This window comes from Chryseobacterium sp. A321, assembly GCF_054489265.1.
In genome coordinates, this window is the sequence record NZ_JBTMWZ010000001.1 from 1,510,101 (window position 1) to 1,525,758 (window position 15,658).

The 15,658-nt window shown below is 40.7% G+C and carries 15 protein-coding genes and 2 tRNA genes; 9 read left to right on the forward strand and 8 right to left on the reverse strand.

The window, feature by feature from the left end:
- Nucleotides 1-4 precede the first annotated feature (4 nt).
- From ACX3PZ_RS07135 to ACX3PZ_RS07175, 9 genes are all read left to right on the forward strand, one after another.
- A complete protein-coding gene (locus ACX3PZ_RS07135) occupies nt 5-1,741 on the forward strand; it encodes a S8 family serine peptidase (RefSeq protein ID WP_459083775.1) in 1,737 nt (578 codons plus the stop codon).
- Between the two features lie 160 nt (nt 1,742-1,901).
- A complete protein-coding gene (locus ACX3PZ_RS07140) occupies nt 1,902-2,378 on the forward strand; it encodes a lipocalin family protein (RefSeq protein WP_459083776.1) in 477 nt (158 codons plus the stop codon).
- 31 nt (nt 2,379-2,409) lie between these two features.
- Complete coding sequence (locus tag ACX3PZ_RS07145; protein WP_459083777.1) at nt 2,410-3,108, forward strand: OmpA family protein; 699 nt, start codon at nt 2,410-2,412, stop codon at nt 3,106-3,108.
- Between the two features lie 120 nt (nt 3,109-3,228).
- Nucleotides 3,229-4,122, forward strand: a complete 894-nt coding sequence (locus ACX3PZ_RS07150; RefSeq protein ID WP_459083778.1) for a decaprenyl-phosphate phosphoribosyltransferase — start codon at nt 3,229-3,231, stop codon at nt 4,120-4,122.
- A 30-nt stretch (nt 4,123-4,152) separates the two neighbouring features.
- Nucleotides 4,153-4,740: an HAD family hydrolase gene (locus tag ACX3PZ_RS07155; RefSeq protein WP_459083779.1), complete on the forward strand. Its 588-nt coding sequence runs from the start codon at nt 4,153-4,155 to the stop codon at nt 4,738-4,740.
- An 88-nt stretch (nt 4,741-4,828) separates the two neighbouring features.
- On the forward strand, nt 4,829-6,007 hold the full coding sequence (locus tag ACX3PZ_RS07160; RefSeq protein WP_459083780.1) for a cysteine desulfurase family protein: 1,179 nt from the start codon (nt 4,829-4,831) through the stop codon (nt 6,005-6,007).
- A 66-nt stretch (nt 6,008-6,073) separates the two neighbouring features.
- Entirely contained in the window at nt 6,074-6,391 is a 318-nt protein-coding gene (gene trxA, locus ACX3PZ_RS07165) for a thioredoxin (protein WP_459083781.1), read from the forward strand.
- A gap of 127 nt (nt 6,392-6,518) precedes the next feature.
- Nucleotides 6,519-6,592 (forward strand) — tRNA-Asp (locus ACX3PZ_RS07170).
- A 32-nt stretch (nt 6,593-6,624) separates the two neighbouring features.
- Nucleotides 6,625-6,698 (forward strand) — tRNA-Asp (locus ACX3PZ_RS07175).
- Nucleotides 6,699-6,944: 246 nt separating this feature from the next.
- On the opposite strand, the gene ACX3PZ_RS07180 is transcribed toward ACX3PZ_RS07175, so the two are convergent.
- The 8 genes from ACX3PZ_RS07180 to trpD form a co-directional block, all read right to left on the reverse strand.
- Complete coding sequence (locus ACX3PZ_RS07180) at nt 6,945-8,552, reverse strand: Na+/H+ antiporter (RefSeq protein ID WP_459083782.1); 1,608 nt, start codon at nt 8,550-8,552, stop codon at nt 6,945-6,947.
- 309 nt (nt 8,553-8,861) lie between these two features.
- Nucleotides 8,862-9,947 (reverse strand): SGNH/GDSL hydrolase family protein, encoded by a 1,086-nt coding sequence (locus ACX3PZ_RS07185; RefSeq protein ID WP_459083784.1) that lies wholly within the window; start codon nt 9,945-9,947, stop codon nt 8,862-8,864.
- Between the two features lie 269 nt (nt 9,948-10,216).
- Entirely contained in the window at nt 10,217-11,059 is an 843-nt protein-coding gene (locus ACX3PZ_RS07190) for a hypothetical protein (RefSeq protein ID WP_459083785.1), read from the reverse strand.
- Between the two features lie 193 nt (nt 11,060-11,252).
- Nucleotides 11,253-12,035: a tryptophan synthase subunit alpha gene (gene trpA / locus ACX3PZ_RS07195; RefSeq protein WP_459083786.1), complete on the reverse strand. Its 783-nt coding sequence runs from the start codon at nt 12,033-12,035 to the stop codon at nt 11,253-11,255.
- A 29-nt stretch (nt 12,036-12,064) separates the two neighbouring features.
- Nucleotides 12,065-13,246 carry a tryptophan synthase subunit beta gene (gene trpB, locus ACX3PZ_RS07200; protein WP_459083787.1) on the reverse strand — a complete coding sequence of 394 codons (1,182 nt, stop codon included), beginning with the start codon at nt 13,244-13,246 and terminating at the stop codon, nt 12,065-12,067.
- On the reverse strand, nt 13,233-13,859 hold the full coding sequence (locus tag ACX3PZ_RS07205; RefSeq protein ID WP_459112352.1) for a phosphoribosylanthranilate isomerase: 627 nt from the start codon (nt 13,857-13,859) through the stop codon (nt 13,233-13,235). Before ACX3PZ_RS07205 ends, trpB begins: the two co-directional genes overlap by 14 nt.
- A gap of 1 nt (nt 13,860) precedes the next feature.
- Nucleotides 13,861-14,634 carry an indole-3-glycerol phosphate synthase TrpC gene (trpC, locus tag ACX3PZ_RS07210; RefSeq protein WP_459112353.1) on the reverse strand — a complete coding sequence of 258 codons (774 nt, stop codon included), beginning with the start codon at nt 14,632-14,634 and terminating at the stop codon, nt 13,861-13,863.
- Between the two features lie 8 nt (nt 14,635-14,642).
- Nucleotides 14,643-15,629: an anthranilate phosphoribosyltransferase gene (gene trpD / locus ACX3PZ_RS07215; RefSeq protein ID WP_459083790.1), complete on the reverse strand. Its 987-nt coding sequence runs from the start codon at nt 15,627-15,629 to the stop codon at nt 14,643-14,645.
- Nucleotides 15,630-15,658: the final 29 nt, after the last annotated feature.

Consider the following 15,658-nt stretch of genomic DNA (forward strand, 5'->3'; position numbering starts at 1 on the left):
AAGAATGAAAAGAATAATTATAGCAGCTAGTTTTCTAGCCGGACTTAGTTTTGTCTCTGCACAGTCTGATTCCCTTCAGGCTGCCCAGCAGGAAAAAGAACTAAAAACTTGGTACCATATGGACTTTGCAAGCTCCCAAGTTTACGGAGTGAATTCCCAAAATGCGTACACCTATTTAGAATCAAAAGGACTTAAGCCCACTTCTGTGGTCGTAGGCGTTCTTGATAGCGGAGTTGAGGTGGATCATCCTGGCCTTTTAAAGAACCTTTGGACCAATTCTGGAGAGATCGCTGGAAACGGGATCGACGATGATAAAAATGGATACATCGACGATGTGCATGGATGGAATTTCTTAGGCAATAAAACCGGCGACGTCGATGTCGACAACATGGAGGTAACGCGCATGGTTAAAAAGTACAAACCTATTTTTGAAGGAGAAAACTCCAGTGAAAACAAGGCAAACCAAGCCAAAATGCCAGAGGAATTTGCCGCCTATCTTAAGAGCAAAACCATCTTTAACGAAAAATCAATCACCGCGCAGCAAGGCTATGCGAATTACGCTCGGATTCAAGCGCTAATTCCTTCTGCAATTAAGCTTTTAGACGGGAAGAAATTAACGCCCGAAGTTCTAGCTGCAATCGTGCCTTCGTCTCAAGAAGAGGCCATGGCAAAGCAACTGCTTCTTGGAGCCTCGCAAGATCCCCTTTTAGCAGGGAAATCTGGAGAGGAAGTACAGAGCGTTCTTTCCGCACAAATTAAAGAAGCGGTAGATTACTACGGTCCTCAAGCCAAGAAGCAATACAATCTTGATTTTGATCCAAGAAAAGAGCTTGTGGGAGATGATTATGAGAATTACAATCAGCGCGTGTATGGAAACAACCATTACGAAGGACCGGATGCCGAGCACGGTACGCATGTAGCCGGAATTATTGCAGGACTTCCCCAAGGGCAAGAGGCTCAGTATGGAGTGGCTTACAAAGTCGCTAAAATCATGAGCGTAAGAACGGTTCCAAATGGAGACGAAAGAGATAAAGATGTAGCGAATGCCATTCGCTACGCAGTGGACAACGGAGCCAAGATTCTCAATATGAGTTTTGGAAAACCAGTCTCACCCGGCAAAGAGCATGTTTGGGAAGCTTTCCAATATGCGCAAGACAAAGGAGTTCTTTTGGTCAAAGCTGCAGGAAATGAAAACGAAGACATTCAGGTGCATACGTACTATCCCACGAATTTTAAAAAAGCAACTGATTCTACGGCCTTTGTAGACAATATGATTGTGGTGGGAGCAAGTACCAATTCAAGCGATGCGCTTAGAGCAGGTTTCTCTAACTACAATGCCAAAATGGTGGATGTGTTTGCACCGGGAGAACAAATTTACTCGACCGTACCTGATGGAAAATACGAATATTTGCAAGGGACCTCTATGGCCTCGCCCGTGGTAGCCGGCGCCGCTGCGGTTTTGCTAGCTTATATGCCCGAGTTAACCCCTGCACAAGTAATAGAATCGCTTGTAAAAACAGTCAATGTTTCCAAAGGAAATGCGATGCTTCCAAATGGTGAAACAAACAAATTTGATAGCATTTCTAGAGCCGGCGGGGTAATTGATGTCGCCAAAGCAGCGGAATATGCCTTCACGAAATTTTACAAAGGGAATTCTGCAGACTCGAAGAATCTACGCAGAAAAGCGGGCGTTCAAAAAAGCCCAACGATGAAAAAGCACCCCATGAAAAGTAAATCTTAGAGATTTTTTTTTAAGACCCTACTAGCGGCTTTCCTTCAACAGAAAGTCGCTTTTTTCGTTTTGAAATCTTTTCAAGTGGAAATTTTGAAACATTTTAATTGGGGATTGTGTGCGTCTTGGCACAGTTTTGAATGTATCTTTACCAAGTAATACAAACATTATGAAAAACCTTATTATAGCAGGAATTGTAGGCGCGGCACTGAGTGTCTCTTGTTCTACAGCGAAAGTGGCACAAGACAACCGCAAAGAATTTTTACAATTAAAAGGAGACTGGCAAATTACCAGTGTAAACTATGACAAATCGCTTCAAGTACGTCCGTTTGACGACGGTGCGGATGCGCAGTGCTTTGTAGGTAGTACCTGGCATTTGGTACCGAATAATTATTCGGGTACCTATAGCCTAAACGGAGGTGAGAATTGTCCAACCTTTACACAGCCGATTAAGTTCGAAGTGGTAGGAGGATCTACTTTCCAGTTCAAAAAAATCAACGAAGGTGAAAAAGCAAAAACCGTAACCGAAGGCTATCAATTAAGTTTAGTGGACCAAGGAGAAAATGCTTTCACACTTGAGCAAAATGTACCTTTTGAAGGCAACTTAGTGAAAGTTGTATACCAATTTCAGAAAGTATCCAATTAAAAAATAGAAATAAATCAAACTATCTTAGATTATGAAAGTACTAAATAAAACCAGTGTAGGAGCGTTATTGTTTTCTACAGCGCTAATGCTAAGCAGCTGTGAGGCTGTTAAGAATTCCAATAACCAACAAAGAGGCACGGCCATCGGAGCGGCGGCAGGTGCAGTTCTTGGAGGTGTCCTAGGAAACAACATCGGAAAAGGAGGTAGAGCTCCTCAAGGGGCAGTGCTCGGAGGTGTTATAGGAGGCGTGGTCGGAAACGTGATTGGAAACAAAATGGACAAGCAAGCCAAAGAAATTGAACAAACTTTGCCTGGCGCTGAAGTAGAGCGTGTAGGAGACGGTATTCGTGTGTCGATGCCAGAAAGTATTGTTAATTTTGGATTTGACTCTTCCAATTTAACTTCTGCTGCAAAAATGAACCTTGACAAACTATCTCAAGTTCTTAAGAACAATCCGGATACGAACATTAATGTCTATGGTCATACCGACAGCAAAGGAACGGATGATTACAATCAGAAACTTTCTGAGCGTAGAGCGAACTCTGTGAAATCGTATCTAGTTTCCACTGGAGTTGCCTCGAATCGTCTATTCCCAATGGGAATGGGAGAACAAGAGCCTATTGCAACGAACGATACCGATGCAGGTAGAGCGCAGAACCGTCGTGTGGAATTTGCAATTACTGCAAACGAAGACATGATTTTGGACGCGCAGAAAGAAGCTGCACAATAGTCCAAAAGGATATTGAATATACATACGACCGCCTCTTAGAGGCGGTCGTTTTGTGATTTTAGAGGTGGTGAAAAAACATTAAGGTAAAAATTCCTATTTTTGCCTTGATTTCTGCTAACCATGACGAACATTTTCAGGCTCCTACGAGTGGAGCAGTGGGTGAAGAACCTTTTTGTTTTTTTGCCTCTTTTCTTTTCCGGAAATATTTTTGATTTAAGGCTCGTGCTTTATAGCGTGTTTGCTTTTGTTCTTTTTTCCCTTGCCGCGAGTAGTGTCTATATTGTAAACGATTATTCTGATATTGAATCGGATCGCAGACATCCGGTGAAAAGGCATCGCCCGCTTGCCAGCGGTGCGATTTCTAAATCAAAAGCAAGAGGGATTTTAATTGCTTTAATTGCCCTTGTTTTGCTGCTGTTAGTGAGCGCTTATTTCTTTTTAGGAACTGAATTCCATTTGTGGGAAGTGGTGGGAGTGATTGCTTTTTATTGGGTGATGAATATAGCCTATACCTTTACTCTCAAGCATGTAGCCATTGTCGATGTCTGTCTCGTATCTCTAGGTTTTGTTCTGAGAATTCTAGTAGGAGGGTATGCGACAGGAATCCCTATTTCACAATGGGCCATTCTATTGACCTTTATTTTAGCACTCGTTCTCGCTTTTGGAAAGCGCAGAGGGGAATTAATCAATGCTCAAATTTCAGGGACTACAAGGCGTTCCTTAGACGGGTATAACGTACAATTTGCAGACATTGCGCTCTCCATTTCTGTTACCCTTGCCATTGTAAGTTATCTTATGTTTACCGTGACCCCCGAGGTGCAGCAGAAATTTGGATCTCGAGTTTTTTATACAGTAATTTTTGTGGTGTTTGCTCTTTTGCGTTATTTGCAACAAACCTTAGTTTACAACAAAACAGAATCTCCTACACGGGTGATTTACAAGGATCGATTCATTCAACTTACCGTTCTGCTTTGGATTGTTTCCTTCATGTTACTAATCTATTATAAGCTCTAATTGGATTTTATTAGCCCTTAATTGCATTTGATGAAAAAACTTTACTGCTTTGATTTTGATGGAACCCTCACGAAGAAGGACACTCTTTTTCTTTTTCTTAGGTCTTACAACTCCTCTCGTTATTTTTGGGCATATCTAAAGCATTTGCCTCTGTTTTTCTTATTGAAAATCAAACTTTTGGAAGCTCAGCCTGTGAAAAGAAGCTTTGTGAACGCTGTCTTAAAAGGGGAGAAGAAGCAGAAGCTCGAACAAGCTGCAAATGCATTTTTTGAAGAGGTATACCCGAGTTTAATCCGAGATGCTGCCCTTGAATTTATCGAGTCTATTCCCAGGGAATCTGTGGATTCTGTTCTCGTGACCGCGAGTTTGGATTTATGGGCACAGCCCTTTGCAAAACATTGGAATATGGAACTGCTTTCCACGGAAATGTTGTATGAAAACGGAGTCTACTTAGGAGAGTTTAAAACTAAAAACTGCAACGGAAAGGAGAAAGTAAACCGGCTCGAAAATTTCCTAGAGAATCGAAAATACGATAAGGTGATTGCGTTTGGAGATTCTTTGGGGGATCAAGCGATGTTTCGGTTTGCATCTGAGAGTCATTTCAAATTTTTTCATTAATTTGCAGGAGTTAAAAACGCCTAATACTCTACTACTTAGGTAGGGTTTAGAAATTAGATACACGAATTAGAACCACCAGAAATAGGCAATGAAAACGAAAGTTTACTTAGACAATGCAGCGACCACGCCGCTTGATGAACGAGTCATTGAAACCATGGTAAGTGCCATGAGAGAACAATACGGAAACCCTTCTTCAACTCACAGTGTAGGACAGGAAGCTAAATCTTTAATTGAGGGTGTGCGTCGTAAGGTGGCGCAGTACCTCAAAGTACTCCCGGGTGAAATTATTTTCACTTCTTGTGGGACCGAATCCAATAATTTAATTATTCAATCCTGTGTGGCTCATTTGGGCGTCACCCGAATCATTTCTTCGCCGATGGAGCACAAATGTGTGGCAGAAGCCATTCGCGATGCGAAAATTCGTCATGGAGTAGAGGTAGTTTACTTAAGACCTGACTCTAACGGCGAGATTAGTGTGGAGTCCGTAGAAAATGCTTTAAAAGGTTCTGATAAAAAGACGCTCGTTTCTCTTATGCATGCCAATAATGAAATTGGTAATTTGCTTGATCTACAAGCGGTAGGGGAAGTATGCAAAAAATACGATGCCTATTTTCATTCGGATACAGTTCAAACAGTAGGGCACTTAGATTTAGATTTTTCGAAAATGAATATCGATTTTGCCTCTTGCAGTGCACATAAGTTTCACGGACCGAAAGGAGCTGGCTTTGCTTACGTGAAAAAGACTTCGCGTTTGCGTCCGATGATTCTTGGAGGAACCCAAGAGAGGGAACTGCGCGCAGGAACTGAAAATGTAATAGGAATTGTGGGTTTAGGGAAAGCCCTAGATCTTTGTATGGAGAACTTAGAGGATTACTCGAGTCATATGACCATGATTAAGAGTTACGCCGTAGAAAAGCTTAAAAAGGCTATTCCCGGTGTGAAATTCAATGGGTATTCGGCCGATTCAGACAAAAGCCTTTATACAGTGCTCAGTCTACTCTTGCCATTCAAAAATCCTTTGATTGGTTTAGAGTTAGATATGAAAGGAATTGCAGTCTCTCAAGGAAGCGCATGTTCTTCAGGTGCTTCTAAACCTTCTATGGTTATGATGATGCTGCTCGACGATGAGGAATTAGAGTCCACAACGCCCCTTAGAGTGTCTTTCAGTCACCTAACTACTCAGGACGAGATCGATTATTTTGTAGAGGCTCTACAGGGTGTTTTTGAGCATTCGAAAATAGAAAAAACGAATGTAGAACATAGATGATTCTATAGGGACTATATCAATAGATTTAGTACTTTTGTAGAACTAATTAAGAAATAAATAGAAGTTATGGCATTAGAAATTACAGACAGTTCATTTAAAGAAGCTGTATTAGACTCCGATAAACCTGTGTTGGTCGATTTTTGGGCGGTATGGTGCGGTCCATGTAGAGTACTAGGACCTATCATCGAAGAAGTAGCTGCAGAATTCGAAGGAAAGGCTGTGGTTGGAAAGGTAGATGTAGACAATAATCAGCAGGTTTCTGTGGATTATGGGATCCGTAACATTCCTACCGTACTAATCTTCAAAAATGGAGAAGTCGTAGACAAAATAGTAGGAGTAGCTCCAAAAGAGCTAATTGCAGAAAAGCTTTCTGCTCACTTATAGAAATTAACCTCCTTGAAAATGAATGCCTTCCAAAACGGAAGGCATTTTTTTCAGAAATAGTTTGTAAAGTACGGTAAAAGTTGTATTTTTGCACTCACCAAAAAGAAAGAAGTTCTTTGTTTTTTTTGATCCGGTAGTTCAGCTGGTTAGAATGCCGCCCTGTCACGGCGGAGGTCGCGGGTTCGAATCCCGTCCGGATCGCATAAAGTTTATCAATTACTTTTCAAAAAATTGATCCGGTAGTTCAGCTGGTTAGAATGCCGCCCTGTCACGGCGGAGGTCGCGGGTTCGAATCCCGTCCGGATCGCAACTACAATTCACAGTAGTACAAAAAGCTTTAAAACGTATGTTTTAAAGCTTTTTTTGTTTTATCTGTCATGAAATGTACAAGATCTCTAATTTAATTTTCTGTTTAAAAAAAGCCAAAATTAATTCTACGCGAGAAGCTGCTATTAGGAATTACGGATGAAATCAACATTTTGATATTGTTATGTTTCATCCAAAGGATAAAGAATAAAATGTTTTAGTTTATAATGAGTTGCAGCATTCATAATTAATGTCCTGTTCCCGTAATTTTCAATTCATTCAAATCTAATTGCAATTCGGCTTTTCTGATTTCTTCATCACTAAAAAACTTTTCTTTACGTAGTAGAAATAGCTCTGTTCGTTGCAATGCATAGGTGTCTAGTAAAATTTTGTGATAGGCGTCTATTTCTCTTTGCTGAGATTCTTTACATTCTAATGAGTGTAATTGTAGCCCCATGTTACTCATGTCGGTTTCTAAATTGGATTTGTAAAATTTCACTAATTCATTTTCTGATAGGTAATCAGCGTATCGTTCGTTCAACAATTTTAATGCAAGATTATTCAATCTTAATTGTATACCAACTTGTTGTTCTTCTTCGGGAATTAAGTTGTCTATCTCTTTTAGTTTTATGAATTTTAAAACAAATGGTAAGGTCAAACCTTGAAAAACCAAGGTAACAAAGATGACTACAAATGTAATGAAGACGATCAGATTGCGTTGCGGGAAAGTCGTACCGTCTGTCATCAGCAGTGGGATAGACAGTGCTGTTGCTAAGGATACTACCCCTCGCATTCCTGCCCAGCTAATAATTAGCGGACCTTTCCAACCAGGCGATGGATCCTTTCTGACTTTGACACTCAACCACCGGGGAACATGTGCCGCAGGATATACCCAAAGAAAGCGCAATACTATTACGATGGCACTTACAATTAATCCATATTTGATTCCATCAGCAATCGAATAGTCGCCCAGCCCGTCGATGATTTCAGGTAATTCCAGACCAATCAAAACAAACACCAATGCATTCATCACAAAAATCAATGTTGTCCACACGCCAAGCATATTCATTTTGGTGCTTCCTGTTTTGAAAATTTCGTGTGCACGATATGACATAAATAAGCCGCCACTCACCACTGCCATCACACCTGAGAAATGAAATTGTTCTGCCGCCAAAAACAAAATATAGGGTGTCATTACCGTAAGTGCTGCATCAATAGCAGGTGTTGTAGGTAAAAAGCGATGAATAACATACATGATATGTGCCCCTACAAGTCCAACTACAATCCCCATTCCGGCCACTAAGAAAAATTGTCCTACAGCTTCTTGCATTGAAAATGTCCCGGTAAGAATGGCTAATAAAGCAAATTTGAAAACAATCAAAGAGGAAGCATCGTTTACCAAACTTTCACCTTCCAAAATCGTCATCACTCTTTTAGGAACATTCATTCCTTTTAAAACTGTGGCTGCCGCTACGGCATCAGGTGGTGAAACAATGCCACCCAATAAAAAGCCCAATGCCAATGTAAAGCCAGGAATAAGAGATGATGTAGCATAAGCTACCACCATAGAGGTGAAAAATACCAAACCGAAAGCTAATAAACTAATCGGGCGTTTCCATTTCCAAAAGTCGTTCCACGAAGTGTACCAAGCCGCTTCGTATAATAGCGGTGGCAAGAAGATTAAAAATATCAGCTCAGGGTCAAGGTGCAATTGAGGAATATTGGGAATGAAACTGATTCCTAAACCTGCTATAACTAGGAAAATAGGATACGCAATTTTGATACGTTGTGCCAACATTACCAAAAGGAATATAACAAACAATAAACTAAGTATCAATAGTAAAGTGTGGTGCATAAGCTATATTAATTTTATTCTGAAGTTTTTTCACAAAAACAGGCGTACATCAATCCTCCATAAACTGATTTTAATTCCCCCATTTTTGGTGTATTGTTCATATTCAACGATAATAAACCTTGTTACAATCTTAAAGTTTTTTTCTAATTTTTTAATTAAGTTTTCTTTGTCTTTCACAAAATGTAAGGCGTTTGCCATAAGGATACCCTCTACCGTTATTAAGGACAAATCATCTGTAACAAAATCGGCTTTTTGGAAAGTGGTGTTTACTCGATTCCCCAATTCTACTTTAAGTGTATCCGCAAAGCGCTAATCTTCAAGCAATTTTTTAAATAAGGGATATAATTCCCGGGCCATCGTTTGGTCTTCTTCGATTGCTGGATGATTGCCGCACCCTTTGAGCGTCATGGGTTGGTATTCGAATACTGTTATGGGTTTGTGGCTTGTATCGTTTTCGAAGTTCTTTTTGACCTTATCCAAAGCATTCCTTAGAACGGTATTCTGCTCTCCAGAAATCATTGGACTAGTTAAAAGAACGATTCGCGTGTTAGGATATCGCTTGTAAAGCATATGGATGAATTCGGTATAGGACTTTACAAATTTATCTTGGCTAAAGGGAGGTCTGAATTTTTGACCGTCTCCCCCGGAGAGGTCGTTTGTGCCTAAGGCAATGGAAACAAGGTGAGGTTGGAATTCAGAATTAAATGGGGTTTGGTTTTCGCGGATTAGGTATAGGTTGTTGTAGACGTCCGGCATAATGGCTTCGTTCAAATGCTCGTCGTTCCAATTCCGATAGATTCCAATCCCAGATACTGAACTTAATAAAAAGTCGGCATCGAGTTTTCTAGCCAAAATTGGACCGTAAGAAAAATAGGCGTTATGTTGATCGAACCATTCCCCTTGACCACAAGGAATCGTTAAGTCGTTCCCCATTCCAGAAGTAATGGAATTTCCAATGAATTCAATTCTTTTCTTTGGTGAAATCGTCATTTCGCGAGATAGGTTTGGGGTCTTGGAGGCGTCAAATAAGAGGGCACCTTTGTTGGCTTCGGTGGCTTTGTAAAGCTTAACTGAATGATTTCCCGCTTGATCGGCCTTAATGACGAAATCTTTAGGCGCTCCCGCTTCAACGCGGAATCGTCCTTTGTAGATTCCATCGAGTTCTAAGTTGACGTAATCGTGACTGTGGTACGAACCAAGCTGCACAGTGGTCTCTTTGCCGCTAAATTCAAATTCAGCAATAGAAGCGGGACCTATAAGATTCGCTTTGTAGGGAGTAAATAGCTCGGTTCGCCCGTGAAAGTTAATGGGTAACTCGGGGTTGGACTTTGGTACGGCCTTACAACTGCATAGGATGGCAAGACCAAGGAAGAGTAATAATTTTAGATGTTTCACCGGATGTAATTTTCTAGGGTAAAATTACCTTAAAAAATTTAGTTATTTCGCAATCTATCCCTAAAAATTAACCTTCATTAGTTCCTTTATAGTAGAAAGTATCAAAGGAATGAAGATTAGAACCGTCCTTGCATACGCGTATAATCTTCCGGTATCGATTGTCTATTAACAGTATTAAAGTACAATTTAAAAATAGAGTTGCAGCGTTATAAAGCACAACCATACTATAGCCAAAATAGAGTTCTCGAAAAACGATTTAAAATGCAATATTAGAAACTTGCCAATTTAAAATTGCTGATTCCGATTTTAGCATCGTTGCTTAGTTCAGTTCCAGTGCTAATGTAAAAGTATTTTTTTTCGGAATCATGTAGGAACATTTCCGTGTCTAAAACCTTTACTTTATCAAGGTAAACAGCCATCATTTTACCTTTGACTTCAATGGAAACATGCATAGTTCCCACTGCATATTGCGCTAAAGGAAATTCGATCGTATTATAAATTTTTGTATCGCTACTCGAATTGGTGATTTCTTTGTTCCAATAGTGGACTGAAGTTGAAGTGATAGCATTGTCATTATAGGCATCACTTATGTATGCGTTTATGGCGTTGTCGTGCGCGAAGCCAAATTTGAGTTCTTGCAAATCTTTGGCCCCGGTATTACTGCTAGTAGCAATGTCAAATTCTAGGGTGAAGTTGTCAGGTAGTGGGGTATTGCTTTTCAACTTGTAACTAGTGAATTCTTTTAGTAGCAACCAATTTCCACTATGGTCTGGTAAACTAGAGACGCTACCACTACCACTCGTTTTCCAATTTAGTGCCATACGTCCCGATGGATCCTTCGAAAAATCATCTTCAAAAATTATCGTGGTTGCCGTTTTAAAATGGAAATTTTTATCCGCATTTGCGAAAATATCGGATGAGCTGCGCTCTGCCTTACGGCTAGCGGAACCCACTTGTTCCGTAGTTTTGCTCTTTCCCTCGAGGACTTTGTCTACTGTATTCTCTACTTTAGAACTAACCGCGCTTTTTATGCGATTGAATATTTGCGCATTGGCATGTGGAGCAGCGAAAAGAAGAACTGCAGTACTAAGGGCAGGAAGGAATTTTTTCATAATAGGATATTTAGGCATTAATGATGGAAATGGGATCGAATTCGTTTTTTTTGAAACAAGTATTGTTCCAAAAATTCAACAGGGAGTTCCTTCTTTCAAACTTTGTGAAAATCGGATTCTAAAATTATACGCAATAAGAAAGTGCTTCCCTTTTTTCAATTAACTTCCAATTGAAAGTAGAACAAAAGGTTCTTTACGCCTTAATACCGTGAACAAATCGCTTGGCCTTCTCTTCCCAATTGTCCTTTTCAAGTAGGATTTTAACAAGTGCAGTCCCAATAATTCCTCCTTGAGAAAATCGGGTCGCTTTTTGAAAGTCCTCTTGGGATTGGATTCCAAACCCAATCATCACGGGATTCTTCAATTCTAAACTCGCAAGGGTTTTCAAATAGGATTCGTTTGTTATGTTTTTAGTTGAATTTCCTGTAGTGGAAGAACTTGAAACCGCATACAAAAAGCCAGAACTAAGCGAATCCAAATATTGGATTCGCTCCACTGGCGTTTCAGGAGTGACAAGAAATGTGAATTCCAAACCGTACTTCTCTATCAAGGGTCGGTACGTTTTTTCAAATTCGAATGCGGGTAGGTCTGGAATGATGAGTCCTGTGACTCCAGATTCTTCGCACGCCTTACAAAAGCGTTCGAAACCAAAACTTAAAACAGGGTTGATATAGCCCATTAATACGATGGGGATATGAATTTGCTCTTTTACAGATTTTAATTGATCTAGTAGAATTTGAATGGTCATTCCGTTTTTTAAGGCAAGTTCATGCGCTTTTTGTATCACCGGTCCGTCTGCGACAGGATCAGAATAGGGCATTCCTATTTCGACTCGGTCCGCACCTGAGTCTTGAAGTAGTTTTAGAATTTGCGTAGTATCTTGTAATTGCGGAATTCCAGCTGTAAAGTAGAGATTCAGTTGTTTCGTTGGGGAAGGATCCTCCTTGCTGCTTAAATTTTTATTCGTTGTATTCATGGGTTTCTAATTGTAGTTGCGATTGATTTTTAAAGGTGGTTAAGAAAAGTTTCCATGTCTTTGTCCCCACGTCCGGAAAGACAAATGACAACGGTATCGGTTTTCTTAAATTCTATTTTTTCTAAAACCGCCAAGGCATGCGCACTCTCTAGGGCAGGAATAATGCCTTCGAGTTTTGTGAGTTCAAAGGCGGCCTTAAGTGCCTCTTGATCCTTGATGCCATAAAACTGTGCACGCTTTTCTTTAAAAAGATGGGCATGAAAAGGTCCGATTCCAGGATAATCGAGACCTGCGGAAATAGAGTAGGGTTCGATCACTTGTCCATCGCTAGTTTGCATTACGAGACTTTTACTTCCATGGAGTACCCCTAAGGTTCCTAAGGCTGTTGTGGCTGCTGACTTCCCCGAATCGGTACCTAATCCCCCTGCCTCTACGGCAATTAAATTAACTTCTTTGTCGTCTACGAAGTGATAGAACGCTCCGGCTGCATTGCTTCCACCTCCCACGCACGCAATCACATAATCGGGTGATTCAGCTCCGGTTTTTTGCAAAAGTTGAGACTTTATTTCTTTAGAGATGATGCTTTGAAATCGAGTCACGAGATCGGGGAAGGGATGAGGTCCTACCACACTCCCAATGATGTAGTGCGTGGTGGTCGGGTGGTTTATCCAATCCCGAAGCGCTTCATTTACGGCATCTTTCAAGGTTTTTGAACCCGAAGTAGCGGGCGTCACGCTTGCGCCGAGCATTTTCATTCGAGCGACATTAGGGGCCTGTCTCTGCATGTCCACTTCTCCCATGTACACGATGCATTCTAATCCCAGTAAGGCGCAAGCAGTAGCCGTCGCCACGCCGTGCTGTCCGGCACCGGTTTCTGCGATAATTCGTTTTTTACCCAGTTTTTTTGCAAGCAAAGCTTGCCCTAGTGCATTGTTGATTTTATGCGCCCCCGTGTGGTTTAGATCTTCACGCTTAAGATAGATTTGTGTCTGGTACTTTTCACTTAGATTTTTAGCGAAATAAAGGGGAGTTGCTCTACCTACATAGTCCCTTAATAATTCTTGGTACTCGTCTTGGAATTCTTTAGACTCCATGATTTCTAAGTATCGGTTCTTTAGTTCCTCTACATTGGGGTAAAGCATCTCGGGAATGAAAGCGCCTCCAAATTCACCGTAGTAGCCTTCAGCGTCTGGGTTTTTATAAGTTTTCATAGAATTTTTTAATTTTATCAAGGTCTTTGAACCCTGGTTTTGTTTCAAATTTTGAATTGATGTCTAGTGCAAAAGGGCTTAAATTTAGCATCTGTAACTCACTTAGATTCTCTGGCGAAATTCCTCCGCTTAAAAAATAGGGTTTTGGAATCGTAACCTCGTTTAGAACCTGCCAATTAAAGCGTTTTCCTGTTCCGCCAAAGTGTTTTGAATCCGTATCGAAAAGAAAGTACTCCACGAGTGGCGCAAGCTCACGCAAATGGGCTTGCAAAAAGGTTTCATTTCCTGAGATTCGAAAAGCCTTCATAATTTGAGTTCTGGTACCTAGTTCTTCTGAGAGCTCCCTTATATAGGCTATAGTTTCGTCACCATGGAGCTGAACGAAGTTCAACTTGGCCGTATTTGCAACCTGAGTGACCCTTTTTACAGATTCATTTACAAACACACCTACTTTTGCAGGATGATTTACTTTTGCAATCTCCTGTAAGGTTAAGTGGTTTAAAACATAACGGGGCGAATGCTCATAGAAGATAAACCCAAGGAAATCTACATTTATTTCTTCCAACTGGTGGATTTGAGTTATTTGCGTAAGACCACAGACTTTCAGTTTCATTTCAAATTGGATTTACAAATTCTTGAAAGGCAAGACCCGGACTCACGTGCTTCATGAAGTATTCTCCCATCAAAAAGCCGTCAAATCCTTTCTCTTTTAAAAAGAGAAAGTCCTCGCGGCTGCTTATTCCACTTTCCGCAATGGACAATATTCCCTTTGGTAAACTATCTTTAAGCCTTAAAGAATGCTCAAGGTTTACTTTGAAATCGCTTAAGTTGCGGTTGTTGATCCCTACTAGATCGATGTCTTTGGTAAAATGATTCAGTTCTTCTTCGGTATGAATTTCGAGAAGCACCTCTAAACCCAGTTCATGAGAAAGTGCCGTGAATTCATCCACTTGGCTTGGAGAGAGGCAGGCCGCAATTAGAAGGATTAAATCAGCACCCAAGGCTTTGGTTTCAAAAATCTGATAAGGATCTAGAATGAAATCTTTCCTAAGAATGGGAATCTGAATCGAAGCACGCACCCTTTGGATGTCTTCAAAGCTTCCTCCAAAGAATTCTTTGTCTGTTAAAACGGAAATAGCACTTGCTCCATAGGCTTCGTACTGGGGGGCAATGTCTAAGACCTTCGCATGTTCATTGATAAGTCCTTTGCTTGGTGATTTTCTTTTGAATTCCGCAATAATTCCAGATTTAGATTTGAGTGTTTTTTTAAGGGAGATCTTGTCGCGTGAGAAAAAAGGGGAATTCCTCAGCTCTTGAAGAGTCGTACTTTTTTTTGAGTCCGCGATTTCTGTTTTCTTTTGTTCTACGATTTTTTCTAATAGGTTCATGGTAGGATTTAGTTTACAAGATTCTTAAAACTCTGAAGCGCTTTACCCCCTACTAAACTTTCTTTTGCAAGATCCAGGCAGGTTTCGTAGTCGCCATATTTGAGTGTGTTTTTTAGAGCCATGGCTGCATTGGATAACACCACTGCATTTTGCTCATAACTTCCTTTTCCCTCTAGAATGCCTTTAAAGATATCGGCCGCCTGTCTTTTGCTGTTGCCTCCAAAAAGGGCCTCCGGTGCTAGGGTTGTAAAGGAAAGTTCCTCTGGACTTAAAATAGACTCTCCCGAGTTGTCAAAAAATTTCGTGTCCGCGGTGAGAGAGATTTCATCGTATCCATCGAGGGCATGAACCAATAGAAAGTTTTGCTTTTTCTTCTGCAACAAGTACTGATACAAACGTGCGATTTCTAAACTGTATACACCAATCAGGGTATGTTTAGGCTGCGCAGGATTGACCAGAGGACCCAGCACATTAAAAAAGGTTCTTAGTCCAAGTCCTTTTCTTAAGGGAGCTACTTTTTTAAGTGCAGGATGAAACAGGGGGGCGTGGATAAAGCAAATGTTTGCTCTGTTTAAATCTTGATTTAGCCCTTGGGAATCGCTTTTGAATTTATAGCCTAGTTCTTCTAGAACATTTGAAGACCCCGAAACCGTGGAAACTCCGTAGTTCCCATGTTTGGCAACTTTTTGTCCCGTGCCTGCCACGACAAAACTAGCAAGAGTAGAAATGTTAAAGGTGTTTTTTCCATCCCCACCTGTTCCGACAATGTCCACTAAATCCTCGGATTCGAGTTCGATTTCCGTGGAAAGGATCAGTAGGGCCTCACGGAACCCTTCCAATTCTTCTAGTGTGATGGTTCGCATTAAAAAGATCGTAACAAAGGCTGTGACTTCATTTTCATTGAATTTGTTAAGGGAAATTTCCAGTAGTATCGATTTGGCTTCCGCTCGCGAGAGTGTATTGTGATTTAATAAGTATTGAAGTATTTGTTTCATGGGTAGGGGACTTAGGTTGATGGTTAGTT

Coding starts and splice junctions, on each gene's coding strand:
- ACX3PZ_RS07135 (WP_459083775.1), top strand. CDS start 5: ATGAAAAGAATAATTATAGCAGCTAGTTTTCTAGCCGGACTTAGTTTT.
- ACX3PZ_RS07140 (WP_459083776.1), top strand. CDS start 1,902: ATGAAAAACCTTATTATAGCAGGAATTGTAGGCGCGGCACTGAGTGTC.
- ACX3PZ_RS07145 (WP_459083777.1), top strand. CDS start 2,410: ATGAAAGTACTAAATAAAACCAGTGTAGGAGCGTTATTGTTTTCTACA.
- ACX3PZ_RS07150 (WP_459083778.1), top strand. CDS start 3,229: ATGACGAACATTTTCAGGCTCCTACGAGTGGAGCAGTGGGTGAAGAAC.
- ACX3PZ_RS07155 (WP_459083779.1), top strand. CDS start 4,153: ATGAAAAAACTTTACTGCTTTGATTTTGATGGAACCCTCACGAAGAAG.
- ACX3PZ_RS07160 (WP_459083780.1), top strand. CDS start 4,829: ATGAAAACGAAAGTTTACTTAGACAATGCAGCGACCACGCCGCTTGAT.
- trxA (WP_459083781.1), top strand. CDS start 6,074: ATGGCATTAGAAATTACAGACAGTTCATTTAAAGAAGCTGTATTAGAC.
- ACX3PZ_RS07180 (WP_459083782.1), bottom strand. CDS start 8,552: ATGCACCACACTTTACTATTGATACTTAGTTTATTGTTTGTTATATTC.
- ACX3PZ_RS07190 (WP_459083785.1), bottom strand. CDS start 11,059: ATGAAAAAATTCCTTCCTGCCCTTAGTACTGCAGTTCTTCTTTTCGCT.
- trpA (WP_459083786.1), bottom strand. CDS start 12,035: ATGAATACAACGAATAAAAATTTAAGCAGCAAGGAGGATCCTTCCCCA.
- trpB (WP_459083787.1), bottom strand. CDS start 13,246: ATGAAAACTTATAAAAACCCAGACGCTGAAGGCTACTACGGTGAATTT.
- ACX3PZ_RS07205 (WP_459112352.1), bottom strand. CDS start 13,859: ATGAAACTGAAAGTCTGTGGTCTTACGCAAATAACTCAAATCCACCAG.
- trpC (WP_459112353.1), bottom strand. CDS start 14,634: ATGAACCTATTAGAAAAAATCGTAGAACAAAAGAAAACAGAAATCGCG.
- trpD (WP_459083790.1), bottom strand. CDS start 15,629: ATGAAACAAATACTTCAATACTTATTAAATCACAATACACTCTCGCGA.